This window comes from Roseateles amylovorans, from assembly GCF_025398155.2.
GTDB lineage: Bacteria > Pseudomonadota > Gammaproteobacteria > Burkholderiales > Burkholderiaceae_C > Roseateles > Roseateles amylovorans.
Window position 1 is genome coordinate 3575218 of the sequence record NZ_CP104562.2, and the last position, 21475, is coordinate 3596692.

Annotated in this window: 18 protein-coding genes and 1 other RNA gene; 14 read left to right on the forward strand and 5 right to left on the reverse strand. The window is 66.8% G+C overall.

The window, feature by feature from the left end; genetic code table 11:
- Positions 1-15 precede the first annotated feature (15 nt).
- Entirely contained in the window at positions 16-246 is a 231-nt protein-coding gene (locus N4261_RS14785) for a hypothetical protein (RefSeq protein WP_261756062.1), read from the reverse strand.
- A 119-nt stretch (positions 247-365) separates the two neighbouring features.
- On the reverse strand, positions 366-2507 hold the full coding sequence (uvrB, locus tag N4261_RS14790) for an excinuclease ABC subunit UvrB (RefSeq protein WP_261756063.1): 2142 nt from the start codon (positions 2505-2507) through the stop codon (positions 366-368).
- Between the two features lie 167 nt (positions 2508-2674).
- Between uvrB and N4261_RS14795 the strand changes: the two genes are divergently transcribed.
- The 8 genes from N4261_RS14795 (at position 2675) to N4261_RS14830 (ending at position 8601) form a co-directional block, all read left to right on the forward strand.
- Complete coding sequence (locus N4261_RS14795) at positions 2675-3877, forward strand: amino acid aminotransferase (protein WP_261756064.1); 1203 nt, start codon at positions 2675-2677, stop codon at positions 3875-3877.
- Positions 3878-4258: 381 nt separating this feature from the next.
- Positions 4259-5569 carry a polyhydroxyalkanoate depolymerase gene (locus N4261_RS14800; RefSeq protein ID WP_261756065.1) on the forward strand — a complete coding sequence of 437 codons (1311 nt, stop codon included), beginning with the start codon at positions 4259-4261 and terminating at the stop codon, positions 5567-5569.
- Positions 5566-6234 (forward strand): electron transport complex subunit RsxB, encoded by a 669-nt coding sequence (rsxB, locus tag N4261_RS14805; RefSeq protein ID WP_261756066.1) that lies wholly within the window; start codon positions 5566-5568, stop codon positions 6232-6234. The genes N4261_RS14800 and rsxB overlap by 4 nt, the downstream gene beginning before the upstream one ends.
- A 41-nt stretch (positions 6235-6275) precedes the next feature.
- Complete coding sequence (gene nth / locus N4261_RS14810) at positions 6276-6914, forward strand: endonuclease III (RefSeq protein WP_261756067.1); 639 nt, start codon at positions 6276-6278, stop codon at positions 6912-6914.
- A gap of 94 nt (positions 6915-7008) precedes the next feature.
- Positions 7009-7251 carry a cell division protein ZapB gene (gene zapB / locus N4261_RS14815; protein WP_261756068.1) on the forward strand — a complete coding sequence of 81 codons (243 nt, stop codon included), beginning with the start codon at positions 7009-7011 and terminating at the stop codon, positions 7249-7251.
- Positions 7248-7610 (forward strand): cell division protein ZapA, encoded by a 363-nt coding sequence (locus tag N4261_RS14820; protein WP_261756069.1) that lies wholly within the window; start codon positions 7248-7250, stop codon positions 7608-7610. Before zapB ends, N4261_RS14820 begins: the two co-directional genes overlap by 4 nt.
- A 29-nt stretch (positions 7611-7639) precedes the next feature.
- Positions 7640-7818: non-coding RNA, 6S RNA (gene ssrS / locus N4261_RS14825), on the forward strand.
- 288 nt (positions 7819-8106) lie between these two features.
- A complete protein-coding gene (locus tag N4261_RS14830; RefSeq protein ID WP_261756070.1) occupies positions 8107-8601 on the forward strand; it encodes an EVE domain-containing protein in 495 nt (164 codons plus the stop codon).
- A 168-nt stretch (positions 8602-8769) separates the two neighbouring features.
- Here N4261_RS14830 and N4261_RS14835 read toward each other — a convergent pair whose 3' ends face one another.
- Positions 8770-9792, reverse strand: a complete 1023-nt coding sequence (locus N4261_RS14835) for a GGDEF domain-containing protein (RefSeq protein ID WP_261756071.1) — start codon at positions 9790-9792, stop codon at positions 8770-8772.
- Between the two features lie 571 nt (positions 9793-10363).
- Between N4261_RS14835 and rpsU the strand changes: the two genes are divergently transcribed.
- The 3 genes from rpsU to N4261_RS14850 all read left to right on the forward strand — a co-directional run bounded on the left by rpsU (position 10364) and on the right by N4261_RS14850 (position 11738).
- Positions 10364-10576, forward strand: coding sequence for a 30S ribosomal protein S21 (gene rpsU, locus N4261_RS14840; RefSeq protein ID WP_012346814.1), 213 nt, complete (start codon positions 10364-10366; stop codon positions 10574-10576).
- Between the two features lie 282 nt (positions 10577-10858).
- Positions 10859-11305, forward strand: coding sequence for a GatB/YqeY domain-containing protein (locus N4261_RS14845; RefSeq protein WP_261756072.1), 447 nt, complete (start codon positions 10859-10861; stop codon positions 11303-11305).
- 91 nt (positions 11306-11396) lie between these two features.
- A complete protein-coding gene (locus N4261_RS14850; protein ID WP_261756073.1) occupies positions 11397-11738 on the forward strand; it encodes a protein tyrosine phosphatase family protein in 342 nt (113 codons plus the stop codon).
- A 211-nt stretch (positions 11739-11949) separates the two neighbouring features.
- On the opposite strand, the gene N4261_RS14855 is transcribed toward N4261_RS14850, so the two are convergent.
- Both N4261_RS14855 and N4261_RS14860 read right to left on the reverse strand, forming a co-directional pair.
- The gene (locus N4261_RS14855; RefSeq protein WP_261756074.1) at positions 11950-13149 is read right to left on the reverse strand and encodes a tetratricopeptide repeat protein; all 1200 of its coding nucleotides are present in this window, start codon (positions 13147-13149) and stop codon (positions 11950-11952) included.
- Between the two features lie 375 nt (positions 13150-13524).
- The gene (locus tag N4261_RS14860) at positions 13525-16251 is read right to left on the reverse strand and encodes an alpha-1,6-glucosidase domain-containing protein (RefSeq protein WP_261756075.1); all 2727 of its coding nucleotides are present in this window, start codon (positions 16249-16251) and stop codon (positions 13525-13527) included.
- Positions 16252-16741: 490 nt separating this feature from the next.
- On the opposite strand from N4261_RS14860, the gene N4261_RS14865 reads away from it, so the two are divergent.
- The 3 genes from N4261_RS14865 (at position 16742) to N4261_RS14875 (ending at position 21429) form a co-directional block, all read left to right on the forward strand.
- Complete coding sequence (locus tag N4261_RS14865) at positions 16742-18577, forward strand: alpha-amylase family glycosyl hydrolase (RefSeq protein WP_261756076.1); 1836 nt, start codon at positions 16742-16744, stop codon at positions 18575-18577.
- A 127-nt stretch (positions 18578-18704) separates the two neighbouring features.
- Entirely contained in the window at positions 18705-20750 is a 2046-nt protein-coding gene (locus N4261_RS14870; RefSeq protein ID WP_261756077.1) for a glycoside hydrolase family 13 protein, read from the forward strand.
- A 382-nt stretch (positions 20751-21132) separates the two neighbouring features.
- The gene (locus N4261_RS14875; RefSeq protein WP_261756078.1) at positions 21133-21429 is read left to right on the forward strand and encodes a DUF2007 domain-containing protein; all 297 of its coding nucleotides are present in this window, start codon (positions 21133-21135) and stop codon (positions 21427-21429) included.
- The last annotated feature ends 46 nt before the right edge of the window (positions 21430-21475 follow it).

The following is a 21475-nucleotide window of genomic DNA, read 5'->3' on the forward strand; positions in this document are numbered from 1 at the left end:
CACAACGCCCAAGGCTTACCCACCTGACCACCCCGCGCGCAGCACGCTCAAGATCAAGGCAACGACCGACACGAATGCCGCCACACTGGCCAAGGTCGTGCCGATGACCCAGCGCTGCATCTCGCCGAAGCCTTTGTGCATCTCGGCTCGCAGGCGACCCTCCAGGTCACTGAGGTCAGCTTTGGTGGCGAGCGTCGGGATCACCGTGCGCCACTTCGTTTCAAGGGTGATGAGGCGTTTGTCCATGTGGACATGGTCATCCGGCGCCGCCCGAGGCTCAATAGCAGCCACTGCACGAGCAACCCCTCTTCGTCTCAGGAAGATGTCAGGGATACCACCTGAACCAGTGGGTTCGTTACCACCCCTTACGACTTGCCCGACGCGATCGGCACGACGTTGTCGTGCACCGCCGCGCCGAAAGCCTGCTCCTTGAGTTGCGCCAATTGATCGCGCAGCCGCGCGGCCTTCTCGAATTCGAGGTTGCGCGCATGCTCCAGCATCTGCTTTTCCAGTTGCGTGATGCGCTTGCTCAGATCCTTCTCGCTCATCGCCTCGACCTCGGCGGCCTCGTGGATCAGCTTGGCGTCATCCCGTCCGGGCTTGTCGCTGTAGACCCCGTCGATCAAGTCGCGAATGCGCTTGACGACGCCGCGCGGCGTGATCCCGTTTTCGGCGTTGAAGGCGACCTGCTTGGCGCGGCGCCGCTCGGTCTCCCCAATGGCCTTGCGCATCGACTCGGTCATGCGGTCCGCATAGAGGATGGCCTTGCCGTTGACGTTGCGCGCCGCCCGCCCGATGGTCTGGATCAAACTGCGCTCGGCGCGCAGGAAGCCTTCCTTGTCGGCATCCAGAATGGCCACCAGCGAGACCTCCGGAATGTCCAGGCCCTCTCGCAGCAGGTTGATCCCCACCAGCACGTCGAAAGTCCCCAGGCGCAGGTCCCGCAGGATCTCGACCCGCTCCACCGTATCGATGTCCGAATGCAGATAGCGGACCTTCACCCCGTTGTCGCTGAGGTATTCGGTCAACTGCTCCGCCATGCGCTTGGTCAACGTGGTGATCAGCACCCGCTCATGGATCTCCACCCGGTCACGGATCTCCTGCAGGACATCGTCGACCTGATGAACGGCCGGACGCACCTCCACAATCGGATCCACCAGACCGGTCGGCCGCACCAATTGCTCGACCACGTTGCCGGCCTGGCGCTTTTCATAGTCGCCTGGGGTCGCCGACACGAAGATCGCCTGGCGCATCTTGCGTTCGTACTCTTCGAACTTCAGCGGTCGGTTGTCCATGGCGGACGGCAGACGGAAGCCGTAGTCGACCAGGGTGCTCTTGCGGGCCCGGTCGCCGTTGTACATGCCGCCGAATTGCCCGATCAGCACATGGCTCTCGTCCAGGAACATCAGCGCATCCGGCGGCAGGTAGTCCACCAGCGTCGGCGGCGGATCGCCCGGCGCCGCGCCCGACAGGTGCCGGGTGTAGTTCTCGATGCCCTTGCAATGGCCCACCTCCTGCAACATCTCCAAGTCAAACCGGGTGCGCTGCTCCAACCGCTGCGCTTCCACCAGCTTGCCTTCCTTGATGAAGAAGGCCACACGCTCGCGCAGCTCCTCCTTGATCGTCTCGATCGCCGCCACCACACGGTCCCGCGGCGTCACATAGTGACTGGAGGGATAAACCGTGAAGCGCGGGATCTTCTGCCGGATCTGACCCGTCAGCGGATCGAACAGCTGCAGCCCTTCCAGCTCGTCATCGAACAGTTCGATGCGCAGCGCCAGCTCCGAGTGCTCGGCCGGGAAGACGTCGATGGTGTCGCCACGCACGCGGAAATGGCCGCGGGTGAATTCCATCTCGTTGCGGGTGTACTGCATCCGCGCCAGCTGCGCGATCACATCGCGCTGACCGACTTTGTCCCCCACCCGCAGCGTCATCACCATCTGGTGGTAGTCGCTGGGGTTGCCGATGCCGTAGATCGCCGACACCGACGCCACGATCACCACATCACGACGTTCCAGCAGGCTCTTGGTGCAGGACAGCCGCAACTGCTCGATCTGCTCATTGATCGCGCTGTCCTTCTCGATGAACAGGTCGCGCTGCGGCACATAGGCCTCGGGCTGGTAGTAGTCGTAGTAGCTGACGAAGTACTCGACGGCGTTCTTCGGGAAGAACTCCCGGAACTCGCTGTACAGCTGCGCCGCCAACGTCTTGTTCGGCGCGAAGATGATCGCGGGGCGACCCAGCCGCGCGATGGTGTTGGCCATCGTGAAGGTCTTGCCTGAGCCCGTCACGCCCAGCAGCGTCTGGAAGCTCTCGCCGTCGTTCACCCCTTCGACGAGCTGCTGAATCGCCGTGGGCTGATCACCCGCCGGCGGATACGGCTGGAAGAGCTGGAACGGAGAGCCTTCGAAAGAGACGAATTCGCCCTTCGGCAGCGCTTGTGCCGGGTCGCTCGCCGCCTCGGCGGCGGGCGGGACAACAGGCTTGGCAACAGTGGATCGACTCATCAGACTACTCTCAGGCTACGCTCAGGGTTACCCAGGATGACGACCATTCCCTGCCTACAATCGGCAGGCTTCGCTGGGCGTCTCAACACGACAGCGTAGCGCAGCCGGCGATCCCTGTCGGCTCACTGCCTCTTCGCTCTTGCCAACGCACTGTCAGGAAAGCCTCCATGTCCCTGTTCGCCGCCGTCGCCATGGCCCCTCGCGACCCCATCCTGGGCCTGAACGAACAATTCAATGCCGACCCCAACCCCAACAAGGTCAACCTGGGCGTGGGCGTGTACTACGACGACAACGGCAAACTGCCGCTGCTGGGCTGCGTGGCCACCGCCGAAGCGCAGATGCAGGCCGCCCCGAAGGCACGCGGCTACCTGCCGATCGACGGCATCGTCGCCTATGACCAAGCGGTGCAGGCGCTGGTGTTCGGTGCCGATGCGGAGGTCCTGAAGGCCAAGCGCGTGGCGACCGTCCAGGCCCTGGGCGGCACCGGCGGCCTGAAGATCGGCGCCGACTTCCTGAAGCGACTGAACCCGGCGGCCAAGGTGCTGATCTCGGATCCGTCCTGGGAAAACCACCGGGCGCTGTTCACCAACGCCGGCTTCACCGTCGAGACCTATCCCTACTACGACGCCGCCCAGCGTGGCATCCATGTCGAAGGCATGCTGACGGCGCTCAATGCGGCGCCAGCGGGCACGGTCATCGTGCTGCACGCCTGCTGCCACAACCCCACCGGCTATGACCTGACGCCCGCCCAGTGGGCGAGGGTGGTCGAGACCGTCAAGGCCCGCCAACTGGTGGCCTTCCTCGACATGGCCTATCAGGGCTTCGGCGAGGGCATCGCCGAAGACGGCGCGGTGATCCAGCAGTTCCTGGACGCCGGCCTGGACTTCTTTGTCTCCACCAGCTTCTCCAAGAGCTTCTCCCTGTACGGCGAGCGCGTCGGCGCGCTGAGCGTGGTCTGCGCCAATGCGGAAGAGACCACCAAGGTCCTGAGCCAGCTCAAGATCGTCATCCGCACCAACTACTCCAACCCGCCCACCCACGGCGCCCAGGTGGTGGCCACAGTGCTGTCCACGCCGGCCCTGAGGGCCCAATGGGAAGAAGAGCTGGCAGGCATGCGGGTGCGCATCCGCCAGATGCGCGAAGCCCTGGTGATCGAACTTAAGGCCGCCGGCATCCAGGAAGACCTGAGCTTTGTCACCCGGCAGAAGGGCATGTTCAGCTACTCCGGCCTCAGCACCGAGCAGATGCAGCGACTGCGCAGCGAATTCGGCGTGTATGGCGTCGATTCGGGCCGCATCTGCGTCGCCGCATTGAACAGCAAGAACATCAAGGCGGTGGCCGCCGCGATTGCCGCGGTCAAGAAGGCCTGAACCGACACGGGCGGGGCCTGACGCCCGCCCAGCCGCTCAAGCGTCATCCGCACGCCGGGCAGCCACTCACCCGCACAGCGATCCCAACGGGGTCGACCGTCACCATGCGGTCGACCCCGTTTGCTTTTTGGATCGACCACCGCCCCACCCCGTCACCTTGGCGACACCTCCAACCCCACAATGCGGCGGGCCGGCGGGCACGGGCCCGGTTTTCCGGCGATTTGTGACGATTTGAGGGCACTGACACGACTTTGACGCATGCCGCTGCGGCTCACGCGGCGCACACTCCCGGCATCGGCGGGCCTAGAATTGCTGCATTGCACAATGCCAATTCCCGGCGGTCTCACCGCGGTCTCACCGTTCCTCCACAGGGGTAGCCAGATGCTCTATCAGTTGTACGAAACCCAGCGCGCGCTCCTGAGCCCTTTCTCGGAATTCGCCAGCGCCTCCGCCAAGCTGTACAGCCACCCGTTGTCGCCGTTCGCGCACACACCGATGTCGCATCGGCTGTCTGCCGGCCTGGACCTGATGCACCGCCTGGCCAAGGAATACGAAAAGCCGGAGTTCAACCTCCACAGCGTGAAGGTCGATGGCGTGGATGTGGCCATCCAGGAACTGGTGGCCCTGGAAAAGCCGTTCTGTCGCCTGCTGCGCTTCAAGCGCTACACCGACGACCTGAAGGTGCTGGGCAAGATGAAGTCGCAGCCCACCGTGCTGGTGGTGGCCCCGCTCTCCGGCCATCACGCCACGCTGCTGCGTGATACCGTCGCCCAACTGCTCAAGGACCACAAGGTCTTCATCACCGACTGGACCGATGCCCGCATGGTGTCGCTCGAGAACGGCCCCTTCCACCTCGATGACTATGTCGAGTATGTGCAGGACTTCATCCGCCATGTCGGCGCCGACTGCCACGTGATCTCCGTCTGCCAGCCCACCGTCCCGGTGCTGGCGGCGATTTCGCTCATGGCCAGCCAGGGCGAACCCACGCCGCGCTCGATGACGATGATGGGCGGCCCGATCGACGCCCGCCGCAGCCCGACCGCGGTCAACAACCTGGCGATGAACAAGAGCTACAGCTGGTTCGAGAACAACGTCATCTACCGGGTGCCGACCAACTACCCAGGCGCCGGACGCGAGGTTTACCCCGGCTTCCTGCAGCACACCGGCTTCGTGGCCATGAACCCGGATCGCCACCTCACCTCCCACTACGACTACTTCCTGGACCTGGTCCGCGGCGACGACGACAGCGCCGATGCCCACCGCCGCTTCTACGACGAGTACAACGCGGTCCTGGACATGCCCGCCGAGTACTACCTGGACACCATCAAGACGGTCTTCCAGGACTTCGCGCTGGTCAACGGCACCTGGGACGTGCGCGGCCACCGGGTCCGCCCGCAGGACATCACCACCACCGCCCTCCTCACGGTCGAGGGCGAACTCGACGACATCTCTGGCGCCGGCCAGACCCGCGCCGCCCATGAGCTGTGCAACGGCATCAGCACCCAGCACCAGTTCCATTACGACGCGGTGGGTGCCGGCCACTACGGGATCTTCTCGGGTCGCCGCTGGCGGGAAAAGGTCTATCCGGTGATTCGGGACTTCATTGCCAAGTACGATGCGGCCCCGTTGACATCCACCGCCGCGCCCAAGCGTGCCACCTCCGCACGCCGATCGCGCCAAACCGCTGAGTGAATCCTGTTGCCCTTGACGAGCTGGTCCAACGGCTGGACCAGGCTCTGCCGCAGACGCAGTGCACCCGCTGCGGCTATCCCGATTGCCATTCCTACGCCCACGCCATCGCCAGAGGCGAGGCGGCCATCAACCAGTGCCCGCCCGGCGGCGCGGAGGGCATCACCCGCCTGGCCGCCCTGACCGGTTGCCCCGCCCTGCCTCTCAACCCTGAACACGGCGTCGAGGGGCCGCTGCGCCTGGCGGTCATCGATGAGGACTGGTGCATCGGCTGCACCCTGTGCATCAAGGCCTGCCCGGTCGATGCGATCGTGGGCAGCAACAAGGTGATGCATGTCGTGATCGACGAGGCCTGCACCGGCTGCGAGCTCTGCATCCCGGTCTGCCCGGTGGACTGCATCTCGTTGACCGACATCACGCCCGGCCGCAGCGGCTGGGCCGCATGGCGTGCCGATCAGGCCGAGCAAGCCCGCCAGCGCTACCGGGCGCATGAGATTCGCCTGGTTAGACAAAAGCAGGAACACGACGACCGACTCGAAGCCAAGGCCGCCCACAAGCTGGCGAACCTGGAAGAGGCCTCGCACATCACCGATACCGTCCAGTTGGACCGCAAACGCGCCGTCATCGAAGCCGCGCTGGCCCGTGCCCGCGCCAAGCGAGGCGCATGAGTGCGCCCGCCGATGCTGCTCGATTCCGCCCGCCTGCCGCCATGAACAAGACCCAAGTCCGCGAATTCTTCGAGATCCTGCGCCGCGCCAATCCGTCGCCGCAGACCGAACTCGAATACGCCAGTGTGTTCGAACTGCTTGCCGCAGTGCTGCTGTCGGCGCAGGCCACCGACGTCGGTGTCAACAAGGCCACGCGCCGGCTGTTCGTGGTGGCCAACACCCCCGCCAAGATCCTGGCCCTGGGCGAGGAACGCCTGGCCGACCACATCAAGACCATCGGCCTGTACCGCACCAAGGCGAAGAACCTGTACGCCACCTGCGGCATCCTGGTCCAACAGCACGGCGGACAGGTGCCCCGCAGCCGGGAAGCGCTGGAGGCCCTGCCCGGCGTCGGGCGCAAGACCGCCAATGTGGTGCTCAATGTCGCGTTCGGTGAAGCGACGATGGCGGTCGACACCCATATCTTCCGCGTCGGCAACCGCACCGGCCTGGCGCCTGGGAAGAATGTGCTGGAAGTCGAGCAGCAGTTGCTCAAGCGCATTCCGCAAGAGTTCCTGGTCGATGCCCATCACTGGCTGATCCTGCATGGCCGCTATGTCTGTCAGGCACGTCGGCCGCTGTGCGAGCGCTGCGCCGTCATCGATCAATGCGACAGCGCGCCCCTGTCTGCCGCGCGTTGATCGACACCGCCGACAACGTCCGCTCACGTCTCCCGCGACAACCGCCGCCTACAATCCCGGCATCCCGCCCGCCTGAGGAACTGCTCGAGGAACCATGTCAAGCATCAACGACCTTGTCGATCGTGTGGAGCGCCTGCTGGTGCGCCATGAGGAGCTCAAGCGCACGAACGCCCTGCTGGAACAGCAGGTGCAGTCCCTCGGTCAGGAGCGCGACAGCCTGCGCTCGCGGCTGGCCGCAGCCCGTGCGCGCGTCGATGCGCTGCTGGACCGGCTGCCGCTCGAAGCCACGGACACCCCGTCTGACACCCCGACAGCCTCCCAGAAGAGCAGCGCATGAAACAGATGGAAGTCACGATCATGGGCCAGAGCTATCTGCTCGGATGCCCGGAGGGCGGCGAAGCGGCGTTGGCCAAGGCGGTGGGACGGGTCGACAAGGAGATGTGCGCCATCCGTGATGCCGGCCGGATCAAGGCCCGCGAGCGCATTGCGGTGCTGGCTGCGCTCAATCTGGCGTTTTCGCTGAGCGATGCGGCGCAAGCCGCTGGCGCCTCGGTGCCCCATGGCGCCCCCGGCTCGCTCAACGGCGCCCAAGATGGCTCCCATGACGGCCCCATGGAGGGTGCGGCCCTACCCGATCTTGACGCATTGATGAAACGCATCGATGAAGCCCTTGTCCAGGATGGGCAGTTGCTGTGAGCGCGCTTTGCCGCGCGTAGAATCCAGACCGTCCACTGCGTTCGCGTGAGTTTTATATTTCCTTGAACCGATGCTTTCGCGAGCAAGGGCTTGGAACATTGCAAGGCTGGTGTGAGCGTCTCGCGTCAGATGAACCCGAAGCTTTGCTGACCTCGCCCACCTGTACCCCTAGGGTTCAGGAATGCGGCTCACGGTTCGCCGTGGACACCTATTTCATGAGGCTGCGGCGCAGTTGATCCGCCAGCCCTCGGTTCGCCGATCCGTAGGCTCGCTGATCCGCAAGTCCGCCAACCTGTTGATCCGTTGATCCGCTGGCGTCCAGTCCATCGAACTTCTGCGCGGCGTCCGGCATGCGCGGTTCGCACAAGGTTGCGATGGCTTCAGCGTGGACCTCAATCCGCCGACATCACCCGCCCACGCCAGGCGGGTTTTTCGTTCGGCGCGCGCTTGGGACGCACAAGCGGCGCTCGACCCAGCCCACCCCTCGCCCAGCACCATGAGCTCAGATACGCGGTCGACGAAAGAGGCCTCAGCCCAGCGTCAATACTGGCTGATGAAGTCCGAGCCCGATGAGGCCTCGATCGATCATCTGAAGGCGGCCGGCACCCTGCCCTGGACCGGCGTGCGCAACTACCAAGCGCGCAACTTCATGCGTGACCAGATGCGACTCGGAGACGGCGTGCTCTTCTATCACTCGTCCTGCCCCGAGCCCGGCATTGCAGGTTTGGCGGAAGTCAGCAGCGCGGCCTATCCGGACGCCACCCAGTTCGACGCCACCAGCCCCTACCACGACCCCAAATCCAAGCCTGAAGCCCCGCGCTGGCTGCATGTCGATGTCCGCTTCGTCCGCAAGACCCGGCTGCTCAGCTTGGCTGACATGAAGCGCGACCCTGCCCTGACCGAGATGCGCACCTTGCAACCCGGCAACCGGCTGTCGATCACCCCGGTCTCCCCGCAGGAGTGGGCCCATCTGCTGCAGTTGCTGGCCTGACCGAGTGACCCGGAGCGCCCTTGATGCGCATGGCCGAGACCAAGCGCGCAGCACCGCCGATGAGGCGGCCTGTCCGTTCAGCCGTTCGCGCGCTCAGCCGCTTGACCGCTTGACCGCTTGACCGCTTGACCCCTGCAAGCAGGCGCAGGCACGCGCCGGATGCGACGCTCAGCCGCCGAGGCCGAACGGGATCGATGCGAGCACCACCTGGTTGCCGCCCCGCCGCTGCGCTTCCTTGGCGGCCATCTCGGCGGCCTGCAGCAACTCTTCCTGGCGCGAGGCGGTATGCGGAAAGCTGGCCACCCCCATCGACAGCGACAGCCCCAGATCCTGCCCATGCAGCACCACGATCTGCGCATGGCACTGGCGGCGCAGTTGCTCCATCCGTGCATGGGCCGTCGCCAGGCCCACGCCTGACAGCAGCACCGCAAACAGATCCTCGCCAATGCGGCAGGCCGCATCCATCGCACGGGTATTGGCTCGAAGCATCCGGCCCAGACCTTCCAGCAAACGCTGGCGGGCCTCGTCGCCGAGCGTCTCCTGGCCTTCGGGCACCGGATCCAGCGCGATCAGCACCAGCGTGAACTCGCGGTGCTCGCGGGTCGAGAGATCGATCTCGCGCAGCAACTGGTCGTCGAACTGCGCCCGCATGTAGAGGCCGGACACATCGTCGCGTCCGCTGCCCTGCTGCAGCTCGCGACGCAGTTGCTCCAGCGCCTTCTGCTGCTGCTCCAGCTGCTGCAACGCACGCTGCAGATGGGATTCGCGATGGCGCTCCTCAGTCTTGTCGCTCCACAGCGCCATCACATGCTCGGACCCCAGCGGGATGCGGGTGACCATGAACTCCCGCCGCCGACCGCCCAATTCAAGCCGGTGCTCCGAGCTGACCACGCCGCGTTGCGCCAGCGCAGCCTGCTCCGCGCGGCGCATGGCCTGGACTTCGTCGGTACGCATCAATTCGGCATCCGTGCTGCCGACGATGCCGTGGTCGGACTGACTGAACAGCTCGCTCATGCCGGGGCTGGCGAACACGTAGCGCCCGGTCGCCATGGACTTCACCGCCAGACAGGCGCCGGTGGGTTCCAACAGACCCAGCAGGCCGGCCGCGACGGGCGCTTGTTGCGGTCCCTGGGAGGCGAGCCAAGCGTCGAAGCTGGCAGGCGCGGGGGACGCTGCGGCAGGAAATTCCATGAGGCGGGCCTGGCCAGGTGGCCCCTGGCATTCGAATGGTGGATGAGGCGAATGTAGATGGCCTGAACAAGCCGGGGAAGAGCTGAACGCCGAGAACCGCATTCACTCCCCCTAAGCTTGGGGCTCCGGCATCCTAGCGTGCCTCTCCCAGGTGGGCAGGATGTCACACCCTTGCAGGTCGACGGGAATGCAACTTGCCGAAACGCGGCCGTGAAAATGTCACACCCGCCACCACGATCCCGTCGCCGCGGTTGCGAATGGTTGCCCACCGGGTGAGACAGCGAGTTCACCGAGGGGCGGCAAGGCAGTCGGACCGGCGTCTTTTCTCGCGGGTCCCTTTGATTTCCCCCGAGAATGCGCGACGCACGACGGGTTTTCAGCCCGCCTCACCCGGTTTGATGACAGCCACCCAAAATTGAGGCTAGAATCCGCGTTTTGCTGGCAAACCCCTGCGCGTCGATTCGGAAGTGGAATCCGGATACTCCGCTTCGAAAGTGGTTCTCTGAACGACTGATTCAGTGGACAACCTTCCCCGCGAACACCGAGCGCTATTTGAAGGAATCCTTTTTTCATGACCACCATTCGCGTCAAAGAAAACGAGCCGTTCGACGTGGCCCTGCGCCGCTTCAAGCGCACCATTGAAAAGCTGGGCCTGCTCACCGAGCTGCGCGCTCGTGAGTTCTACGAGAAGCCCACCGCTGAGCGCAAGCGCAAGAAGGCTGCGGCCGTCAAGCGTCACTACAAGCGCGTGCGCAGCATGCAGCTGCCCAAGAAGCTGTACTGATCGATTGATCAACGGCTCCGGCCTCCAGGCACCGTCGCAAGACAACCGCCTCCGCGCCCGAACCGTTCAGAACAGCAAGAAAGCCCGCGCAGGACGCTGCCGCGGGCTTTTTTGTTTCCGACGCTTTCCGAAGCTTTGCGCCCGTTGCCAGCATGCGTGGTCTGCAACCATCCAATGCACCCGTTGATGGGCAGACCTCCCGCTGACCCACGTCAGAATTCCACTCTCTCCAAGACCGCAGACAGCCGGTCGACCCCACACGCCAACTCCCGGAGCACATCCATGAGCCTCAAAGAGCAGATCACCGAAGACATGAAGACCGCCATGCGCGCCAAGGACAGCGAGCGCCTGGGCACCATCCGCATGCTGCTGGCGGCGGTCAAGCAAAAGGAAGTCGACGAGCGGGTCGAGGTGGATGACGTGATGCTGGTGGCCATCGTCGACAAGCTGATCAAGCAGCGCAAGGATTCGATCAGCCAGTTCAGCGCCGCCGGACGGCAAGACCTGGCCGACAAGGAAACCGCCGAGCTGAAGGTGCTGGAGGCCTACCTGCCGCAGCGCATGAGCGAAGCCGAGATCAAGGCCGAGGTCGCCGCCATCGTCGCAGAGCTCGGCGCCAAAGGCCCGGGCGACATGGGCAAGGTCATGGGCGCAGTCAAGACCCGCCTGGCCGGCAAGGCCGACATGGGACAGGTCTCCGCCGCCGTCAAAGCCGCGTTGGCGGGCTGAGCGCACAGCCAGTCCACTTGCAGATCAAGGCATCAAGGCATCAAGGCATCATGAAGGCCTCGATGAGGATGACGAGCACCAGGAGCCCCGCATGGAACTCACCGTTCAACAGCTGACGCCTGATTTCTGCGTCGCCCCGCAACTGGCCCCGGAGGTCATGACCGCCCTGGCGGGCGCCGGCTTCAAGAGCGTGATCAACAACCGTCCCGATTTCGAAGGCGGTCCGGATCAGCCGACCAGCGCCCAGATGCAGCAAGCCGCGGAAGCGGCCGGTCTCGCCTATCGGCATCTGCCGGTGCAAGGCGGCTACCAGTCGCCGGAGGAAATCGCCGCCATGCAGACCCTGCTGGCCGAGTTGCCCAAGCCGGTGCTGGCCTTCTGCCGCTCCGGTGCGCGCTCGACCAAGCTCTTTGCCGCTGCCAGTCAGTTGTGAGCTGGTCTGCAGTGAGGGAATCAGCGATGAGGCCATGCACTGAGCCCCATCCCCCCACAGGGCGCCGATGACCCACCCCCGACCCGCGAGGTCCTGTGCCCCATCCCGGGGACAGGACCTTTTTTCATGGGCGCCCCGCACGACCGTCCCCAGCGCCCATCACCTGGGCGAGCAACCCGCACCGCAGCGAGGATGGCCGGAGGACGCCGGCCTACGGTGCCACCGTCCGCGCCTTCAGACTGGCCAGCTTGGCCGCATACAGCTGGCGTTGATTCACCGTGGTGCTGACCTCCTGCGCCTTGGCCAGCGCCTGCCGCACCTCGTCCCAGTGGCGCAGGCCGACATTCGACAGCGCCAGCCAGAAATAGAACTCGTGGTAGTAGGCTGACCGGTCGATCTCCCGCGTGAACAGATCCCGCGCGCGGGCGTAGTCGCCGGCATGCATCGCGGCAATGCCCATGTCGAAGAACTTGAACGGCGGATAGGGCTGCAGCACCGCCAACCGAGCCTCCCACTGCTCGGCCTCGGCCAGCCGGTCTGTATGCCGCAGCAACTGCGCCAGGTTGGACATGGCCTGCACATTGCCCGATTCACGCCGCAGCACCTCTCGGAAGGCCGCCTCCGCCGCCGCCACATCCCCATGCCGGCGATACACCACCCCCAGCGTATTGAGCGCCGACAGCAGCCGGGGCGACTGGAGCCACGCCGCGCGCGCCCACCAATAGGCTCGGTCCACCTGGCCCAGGGCCATCCATTCCGCCGCCCGGTTGTTCAGGTACATGGCCACGATGGTGTCCTCATCCAGCTCCGTCGCCCGTTGAGTCCGGATCTCCGCGCCAGGCAGGAAATCGACCACCAGCATCGGCTCCCCGCCGCCCAGCACCTTGTACGCCGTGGGCTGGCGGCTCAGCCCGAGGTTGACGTGTCCTGACACCACCTGCAGGTCACCCACACGGCTCCACTGCTCTTCCTGGTAGATGTGCCGGTAACTCACCGGCAGGCCGATGGCGCGGGCAAATGCCGCCGTCATCAGCGTCAGCGACAGGCAGTTGCCGGTCCGCGCCTCGAAGGCCTCAGCCGCCGTGCGGGTGCGCTCGGCGTCGTACTCCAGGCGCAGGTCGCCTCGGGTGTAGAGCGCATCCAGCAGCGCATCCCGCTGGTCCCGCACCTTGGAGAACACCGACAGCCGGGTGCGGATGAACTCCCGCATCGCCGGACTCAGCGCCAACGCCTCATTCGGATCGATGTGATCCTGGTTGGGTGGAAAGTGCTCGTCACGCAGCATCCGCTCCGGCGCGCCCTGCGCCTGGGCAGTTGGCGTCGAGGCGCAACCGGCCAGCCCGCCCGCCAGCGCTGCACTCAAAGTGCCGATGAACAGGACCACCACCACCGATCGAAGCGCATGGACCACTTGGGAGTGCCATCGCCGGTCCACAGCAGCGCGCCACGTCGGCCGCCCACCCAACGGCCGATCAACTGCCCCGTGGGATGTCGCATGGAAGGCCGCATTCCGCCGCTCAGTTGCCGGCGCATCGATCGAATGAGCCAGGCCACCCGAGCGGCGCTGCCCCGCCACACCCTTCGAATCCAGAGGCGACATGGTCATTCCCCCGCAGCCGGTGACATGGGCTGCCCGGCCTGATGCTAGTCCCGTCCGTACGCGGATGCACCTCCGCGCGACGAAAGGGGAAATCGCGGGTGTCCCAGGGCCTGGCGGGTGGCCGACGTCCACCGAGCGATCCAAGCCATCGCTCGGACGACCCTCCGAGGAGCCACCCGCGACCGCTCAGCGCTCGACCACAAACACCACCGCGCTGCGAGCCGGCACCTCGAACTTGCCCGTCACCCCATCCACCCGGGCGCCCTGCGCCACGCGCCGATCCGCCGCCCGCGCACCGCGCTGGGCGGGGTGCAAGCGCCAGGCCCGGCCGGACTCCTCGGCCACGGTCACGCTCGTCGGCGCGTCATTGGCATTGACCAGATAGAGGACGCGGTCGAAGACCGCATCCGGCCGCCCTCGCCCGTCCAGTCGCCCCACGACCAAGCCCGCCTGCTGCGACGGCCCGGTGTTGTAGAACCGAAGGCGACGCTGCACCTCACCGGCGTCGGTCAATCGGAACAGCGGCGTGCTGGCGCGGATACGCAGCAGATCCAGGAACACCCGGCGCGTCCAGTCCACCGCCGCCGGCCCCGGCTTGATCGAGCGCTCCACCAGCAGCGGGCGCAGCCACTCATCGTCGCCGCCGGGGTCCGCCTGGGGCGGCAGGCCCAGGCCGAAGCCGTTGTCGCGCCCGGTCCAGTCCAGCCGGTTGAACCAGTCGCCGGAGTCGTAGCTGTTGCGATCCATCGACTTGGAGCGCAACATCTCCCCACCGGCATGGAAATAGGCCACGCCCTGGCTGAAGGCATTGATCGCCAGCGCGAGCACCTGGGTCCGGGCCCGGTCCTCGATCGAGGTGGTCCGCGGCAGCTTCAGCACCAGCGCATCGAACAGCGTCTGGTTGTCGTGGTTCTCGACATAGTTGACCACCTCCGCCGGCCTGGACGCATAACCCGCCGGCTGGTTCCCGTAAGCCATCTGGGCACCGGTGCGCACCTGGCCGTCCAGATTCTCGAAGGCGAAGTCGCGCAAGGTGCCGGCCATCGCCAGCCGCAGCAGATCCGCCTGACGGCGTTGTTCGTCCTGCCGCGCCGCATCACCCGCCGGCGCCGGAATGAGGAAGCCGGGCCGCTGCATCGAGGTCTTGGCATCGTCGCCCGCACTGCCGCCGCGCACCGCATCCCGCCCACGGTCGCTGAAGGTGCCGATCGACGTCCCATTCAGCGACAGCTGCGACGCCTGGACGAAGCGCGCACCATCGGCCACCTCGCCGAAGTTCCAGCCTTCGCCGATGAGTTGCACCTCGCGGCCAAGCGCCCGCTTCAGTCGGGACTGCAGACGCTCCATCACCTCGCGCGGCTGATGTGCCATCAGGTCGAATCGGAAGGACGCGATCTTGTATTCCCGCGCCCAGAGCATCACCGAATCGATCAGCAGCTTGCCCATCATCCGGTGCTCGGTCGCGGTGTTGTCGCAGCAGGTCGATCGCTCCACCCGCCCCTGCACATCCAGCCGCTGGTAATAGCCCGGCACGATGCGATCCAGCACCGACCGCGGCTGCTGGCCGGAGGCGGTGGTGTGGTTGTAGACCACATCCATCCCCACCCGCAGACCGGCCCGATGCAGCCCCATCACCATGCGCCGCAGCTCACGGATCCGCACCGCGCCGTCGTCCGCACGGGTGGCCAGGCTGCCCTCGGGCGCGCTGAAGTGCCAGGGGTCATAACCCCAGTTGAAGCAGTCCTGTGCGGCGACTGCGGTCACCGCCGCCCGTTGGGCCTCGCCATCCGGCGCGGCCACCGGCACCGTCGGCACCACACACCCCTGCTCCGGCACCGTGGCCAGATCGAAGATCGGCAGCAGATGCACATCGGTCAGCCCGGCATCGCTCAGCGCCTTGAGGCGGCGCATGCCCAGGCTGTCCGGAAGACTAAAAGCCAGGTACTTGCCGCGCAGCGTGGGCGGCACGGTGTCATCCTCTCGGGAGAAGTCGCGCACATGCAGCTCGTAGACCACCATGTCGGTCGGCGACTTCACCCGGTCCGGAATGCGACTCTCGCGCCACCCGGCGGGCTGAAGCGAGGCGTCCGACAGGTTCGCCACATAGCTGCGCCGGGAGTCGGCAGACAGGCTGATGGCATACGGATCGGTCACCGCATTTCGCACCCAGCCCAGCGTCGGCACGAACACATCGACCAAGTAGCGGTAATACGCACCACGGCGCACCCCGGCCGCCTGCACCGACCAGACCCCCGTGCGGTCATCACGCTGCATCGGCAGCACCATCTGCGCGGCGCGCTCGGCGTCCGGATAGACACACAGCGCCACCTGCGCCGCCGTGGGCGCCCAGAGCCGAAACTGCGCACCTGCCGGATGGACCCCCACACCCAGCGCATCGTCCGCCTCCGCCGCCGCGTACAGCACATCCAGCGCGCGGGCCGATTGCAAGCCGCTCCAGCGCTGCAGCCGCCCCTGCGCATCCTCGATCGCGATGAGCGACTGCCCGACATGGACCTGCTCAAGCCATCGCCGACGCGCCGCCTCATCCGCCTCATCCGCCCCGGCGGCACCCCGCCCATCGCCCGCCGCGAGGTCGAGCGCCAAGTCGAGCGCAGCCCCCAGATAAGCGCCCTGCCGCTCGATCTCCGGCGGCAGCGGCTCACGTGACGGGGTCAAGGTCATCGAGGCGTCCGCGCCGGTGATGCGCCCTTCCTCGATGCTCAGCCGCCCCGCTCGGGAGTGATACAGCCGCGCCTGTTGGCCATCAGCCAAGGCCTGGGCGGGCCAGCGCAGGCGATCGGCCGTGAGCCAGACCGCCTGCGTCAGCGCCCGGGACGCTTGCGCCGACGTCAGCGTGGGCGACACCGGATTCAGGACCATGGCCTCCGAGGCCTCACAGGCGTCCCGTGTCATCGTGGCGCTCGCCAGAGCCATTGGGGGCAGGGAGTTGGGGCTCGTGGCAGACGACGGCGCGGCGACGCCCTGGGCACTCCACCCCAAGCCGACCATCGTCCACGCCAACGCCAACGCAAACGCCACGCGGCAGCGTCGAAGTCCCGCACCTTCCACAGCGGGACGCGAGCCACGGCCCGCGACCGCGCACGCATCCGCGCTCAGCGGATCCCCCTGCTCACCCCTCAACAGCCGACCGAGCGGCTTGCGCGCTTCCATCCATGTCTCCTGGTCATTCTGGGTTGTCCTGCTTGCGGAGATGGTAGCAAAACTACATTCCCGTGCGACCCAGGCTTCCCAGTCACTGCACTTCGCTCTATGCTGCGCGCCGACGGCGGGGATGGTCCAACGACGATCGGGCCCTCCTCAGCGACACCAGGCATCGTACTTTTATTACAAGACACCCGCGTCCCACAGGCCGAGGTGCCACCAGATCCCGGAGACCGTTCCCATGACCCGCGCCTCGCTTCTTTCCCGACCGACACGCCCGGTGCTGCGACATCTGGCTGTCCTGCTGGCAAGCATCGGCCTGCAGGCGACCCCGATCGCTGGCGCCGCGCCGGTGCCCTCGGCCAGCGTCCCGCCCGCGCCCCGGGCCGGCACAGCCTCCCCGCCGGTCGACCTCAGCCCCGTGCCCGCCCGCCATGGCCGCAGCACCTTGCCGGATGGCTGGCAGCACGGCGCCTTCATGGAGATCTTCGTCCGTGCTTATCAGGACAGCGACGGCGACGGCATCGGTGACCTGCGCGGGCTCATCAGCCGACTCGACTATCTGCAGGCCCTGGGCATCCGCGGCCTCTGGCTGATGCCGATCCAGGCCAGCGCCGACCATGACCACGGCTATGCGACCGTCGATTTCCGCCGCATCGAACCGCAGTACGGCTCGCTGGACGACTTCGATGACCTGATCCGCGAGGCCCATCATCGCGGCATCGGCGTGGTGATGGACTACATCCTCAACCACGGCGCCCGCGAGCATCCGCTGTTCCAGGCCGCACTGGCCGATGCCCAGAGCCCGTGGCGTGACTGGTTCATCTGGACCGACCAGCCGCTGGAGACCCTCCAGGACTGGGACATCTGGGGCCATACGCCGTGGTATCTGCCCTCGGAAGGTGCCGTCGCCGCCGCCTCGACGGCCAGCGCCGGCGGGCCCACGAACCCTTCGCGCGGACCGTCGGCCCAAGCCCGCTACTTCGCGGTGTTCGGTGCCCCGATGCCCGACTTCAACATGAGGAACCCCGCAGTCGTGCGCTACCACGAGGACAGCCTGCGCTTCTGGCTCAACCGCGGCCTGGACGGTTACCGCCTCGATGCGGTGCCTCACCTGATCGAAAACAATGCCCGGGACTGGAACGACCAGCCCGAAAGCCGCGCCCTCACCGGCCGCTTCACCCGGCTCATCCAGGCTTATCCGCGCCGCCATGTGGTGTGCGAGGCGACCGCGGAACCCCGCACCTATGCGCGACCGGAGATCTGCGGCAGCGCCTTCGCCTTCGGCCTGGAACGCGCGGTGATCGATGCGGCGAAGGGCGCGCCGCCCCGCGCCGCCGAAGCGGTCAAGCAGGTCGCCCGATTCTTCACCGAGGCGCCGTTGACCATGGCCACGATGCTGAGCAACCACGACATCTTTGCCGGCCAGCGCGCCTGGGACCAATTCGCCGGCAACGAGGCCCGCTACCGCCTGGCCGCCGCCACGTACCTGCTGCTGCCGGGCACGCCCTTCATCTATTACGGCGAAGAAATCGGCCAGGCCGGCGTGACGACGCTGCCCGGCGACGAGCCCCTGCGCGCGCCGATGAGCTGGGAGGCCGACGGCCGCGGCTTCAGCACCGGCACGCCGTTCCGACCGCTGTCGCCGAACGCAGCCTCCCACAACGCCCAGGCGCAGGAGGCCGATCCCACCTCGCTGCTGCACTTCTATCGGACGATGCTCCAGCTGCGCAACACCCTGCCGTCGATCGCCCGCGGCCGCTATGAGGCCCCGATGGCCGAGGGCGAGGTGCTGGCGTTCCAGCGCGCCTGGAAACAGGAGCGCACACTGGTGGTCATCAATTACGGCCGTGAAGCCGCGACGCTGACGGTGCCGTCGCTGCGCCCCGGCACCGCGCTGCAGCGCCTGCATCCCAAGGATGATGCAGGGCGCGATTCGACGGCGCCGGCCGCATCGGCCGCATCGGCCTCCTTGACCTCATCCAGCACCACCCGCCGGTCGCCCCGTGCAAATTCGAAGGGCGAAGCCACCCTGCCGCTGCCGCCCCAATCGGTGCAGGTCTACCTGTTGCAATGACCTCTGGGGATCGATGATCGTGATGATCGCCGCCACGCCCGCTCTGCGTCGTCCGCGCCTGCCCTCGGCTCCGCTTCGGCATGCCGGTGCCAGCCGCGCGCTCCTTGCCTTCTTGCTCTGCCTCGCCATGAACCACGCCCAGGCCGCCTCCCCGGCGAATGCTTCCGCTGACCTCGGTGCCTCAACGGGCACCCATGACGTCGCCTACTCGCCCTCGCCCTCGCCCTCGCCCTCGCCCGCAGACGGCGGCACCCCCACCGGCGCCGCCGCGACGTCGATGCCCAGCGAGGCGCCCTCGCCCGTCGCGTCGGCGTTCCGCCTGGACCATGTCGAGCCGCCGAGCTGGTGGATCGGCATGAAGCGTCCGGCGCTGCAGGTGCTGCTGCATGGCCCCGGCATCGGCGCGCTGACGGTGGCCCTGGTGCCGAAGGACGGCGTCACGCTGCTGGGCGTGCAACGCGGGGACAGCCCCAACTACCTGTTCGTGGACCTGCACCTCGACGCCAGCGCCACGCCCGGTGCGCTGCAGCTGCAGCTCAAGCGCGGTGACACCGTGGTGCTCACCCATGCCTATCCGCTGCAGGCGCGTGAGCCGGGCTCGGCGCAGCGCCAGGGCTTTGGTCCGAAGGATGCGATCTACCTGGTGGTGCCGGACCGCTTCGCCAATGGCGACCCGAGCCTCGACCGTGTGGACGGCCTGACCGAGGGCCCGAATCGCGCGGACCCGGGCGGCCGTCATGGCGGCGACCTGGCCGGGCTGACCCGCCACCTGGACTACATCGCCGACATGGGCTTCACCATGATCTGGCCGACGCCGCTGTCGGAGAACAACAGCGCGCGCTGGAGCTATCACGGCTATGCGGCGACCGATTTCTACCGCGTCGACGCCCGCTTCGGCAGCAACGACGACTACCGGCGGCTGTCGGTCGAGGCCCGCGCCAAGGGCCTGGGGCTGATCCAGGACGTCGTGCTCAACCACATCGGCAGCCATCACTGGTGGATGAAGGACCTGCCGACCGCGGACTGGATCAACACCTGGCCCCAGTACACCGAAACCCATCACGCCCGCATGTCCCTGCAGGATCCGTATGCCGCGCCGAGCGACCGCAAACGCTTCTCGGACGGCTGGTTCAGCCCCGGCATGCCCGACCTCAACCAGCGCCAACCGCTGCTGGAGACCTACCTCACCCAGATGAGCCTGTGGTGGATCGAACAGATCGGCCTGGCCGGCGTGCGCACCGACACCTACAGCTACTCGGACCGAGCCTTCCTCACCGCCTGGTCCAGCCGCCTGCGGGAGGAATATCCGCGACTCAACATCGTCGGCGAGGAATGGAGCCCGCATCCGGCGGTGGTCGCCTACTGGCAGGCCGGCAAGCGCAACCATGACGGCTATGTCTCCGCGCTGCCCAGCCTGATGGACTTCCCCCTGCATGAGGCGCTGCTGGCCGGCATGACCCAGCACGACAGCCACGACGGCGGCTTCATGAAGCTGTATGAAGCCCTGGCGCATGACTTTGTCTATCCCGATCCCGGCAACCTGGTGCTGTTCGAGGGCAACCATGACACACCGCGTCTCTACAGCATGCTGCATGAGGACCTGGCCCTGACGACGATGGCCTGGACCTATCTCGCCTTTGTGAAACGCATCCCGCAGTTCTTCTATGGCACCGAGGTGCTGCTCACCAGCCCGCGCGAACGCGACGACGGCGCCGTGCGCGCCGACTTCCCCGGCGGCTGGTCGGGCGACCGGGTCAATGCCTTCACCGGAGAAGGCCTGCGGGACGACCAACGCCGGGCGCAGGCCTTCCTCAAGCGGCTGCTGAACTGGCGCAAGCACGAACCGCTGGCGCACGACGCGGCGTTGATGCAGTACGCCCCGCTGGACGGCTGCTTTGTGCTGTTCCGCTACGCCGGCAGCAACGAGGCGCAAGGGGCGCAAGGGGGACAAGTGGCGCAGGCAGCGCTGGCGGCGCAAGCGCCCCCCACAGGGCGCCGCCTGATGCTGGTGATGAACAAGCGGCCGGAGCCCCATGCGCTGGCACTGGATCGCTTTCCCGAGATGATCCGGGGCGGCGAATCCGCGACCGATGTCCTTACCGGACAACGGCACATCCTGGGCGCCACGCTGCAGGTGCCCGGTCGGTCGGCGTTGCTGCTCAGCATCGAATGACAGGCGGCTGAACAAGGGCGTGTCGGCGCATCGCGGGGCAGCGAAATGGTGCGGGCTAGCGTGCGCGGTCGGTCACCGCGTCGCCCCACGCGGTCAGAGTCGGCCGATGTAACGCCACCAACGGCTGCTCTGTGTGCCCGAGGGCAGCGCGGTCTGCCTGCCGTCGGCATTCAAGGCCAGCAGGCGAAAGAGGCGCGCGCCGGACCGCATACTGAAGCAGATCGACCGCCCCCGATACGGGCGAGGAACAGCCCCGGACGCCCCGCTGTCACCGCACGCTGCGCCCCATGCCGCAAACAGGGCTCACGGAACCGGGCCCGTCGCCGCTAGACTCCGAGAGCCCGACTTTCACCCGGCTCTCATCCGACCCTCCCCCTTCGCCATGCCTTCCTCCCAGGATCCAGACGACTACGAAGGCGACCAGACCTTCGTGGCCCGCCATCTCACGCCCATCGAAGCCCACATGCTGTGCGGTCGGTTGCGTGCGGCCGGCATTCCTGCAGAAACCGGGGACACCAACACCGTGCAGGCCCACTCGCTGCTGGCGCCGGCCTTGGGCGGTGCCAGCGTGCGGGTGCCGGCCGACTACCTGGCCCAGGCGCGCGCCACCATCGACGCCCTGCAGCGCGGCGACTTTGCGCTGGATGACAGCTTCGATCCGGGCGAGTCGCCCGCTTAACGCAGCTGACGCAGCCGACGCAGCCGACGCAGCCGACGCAGCTCGT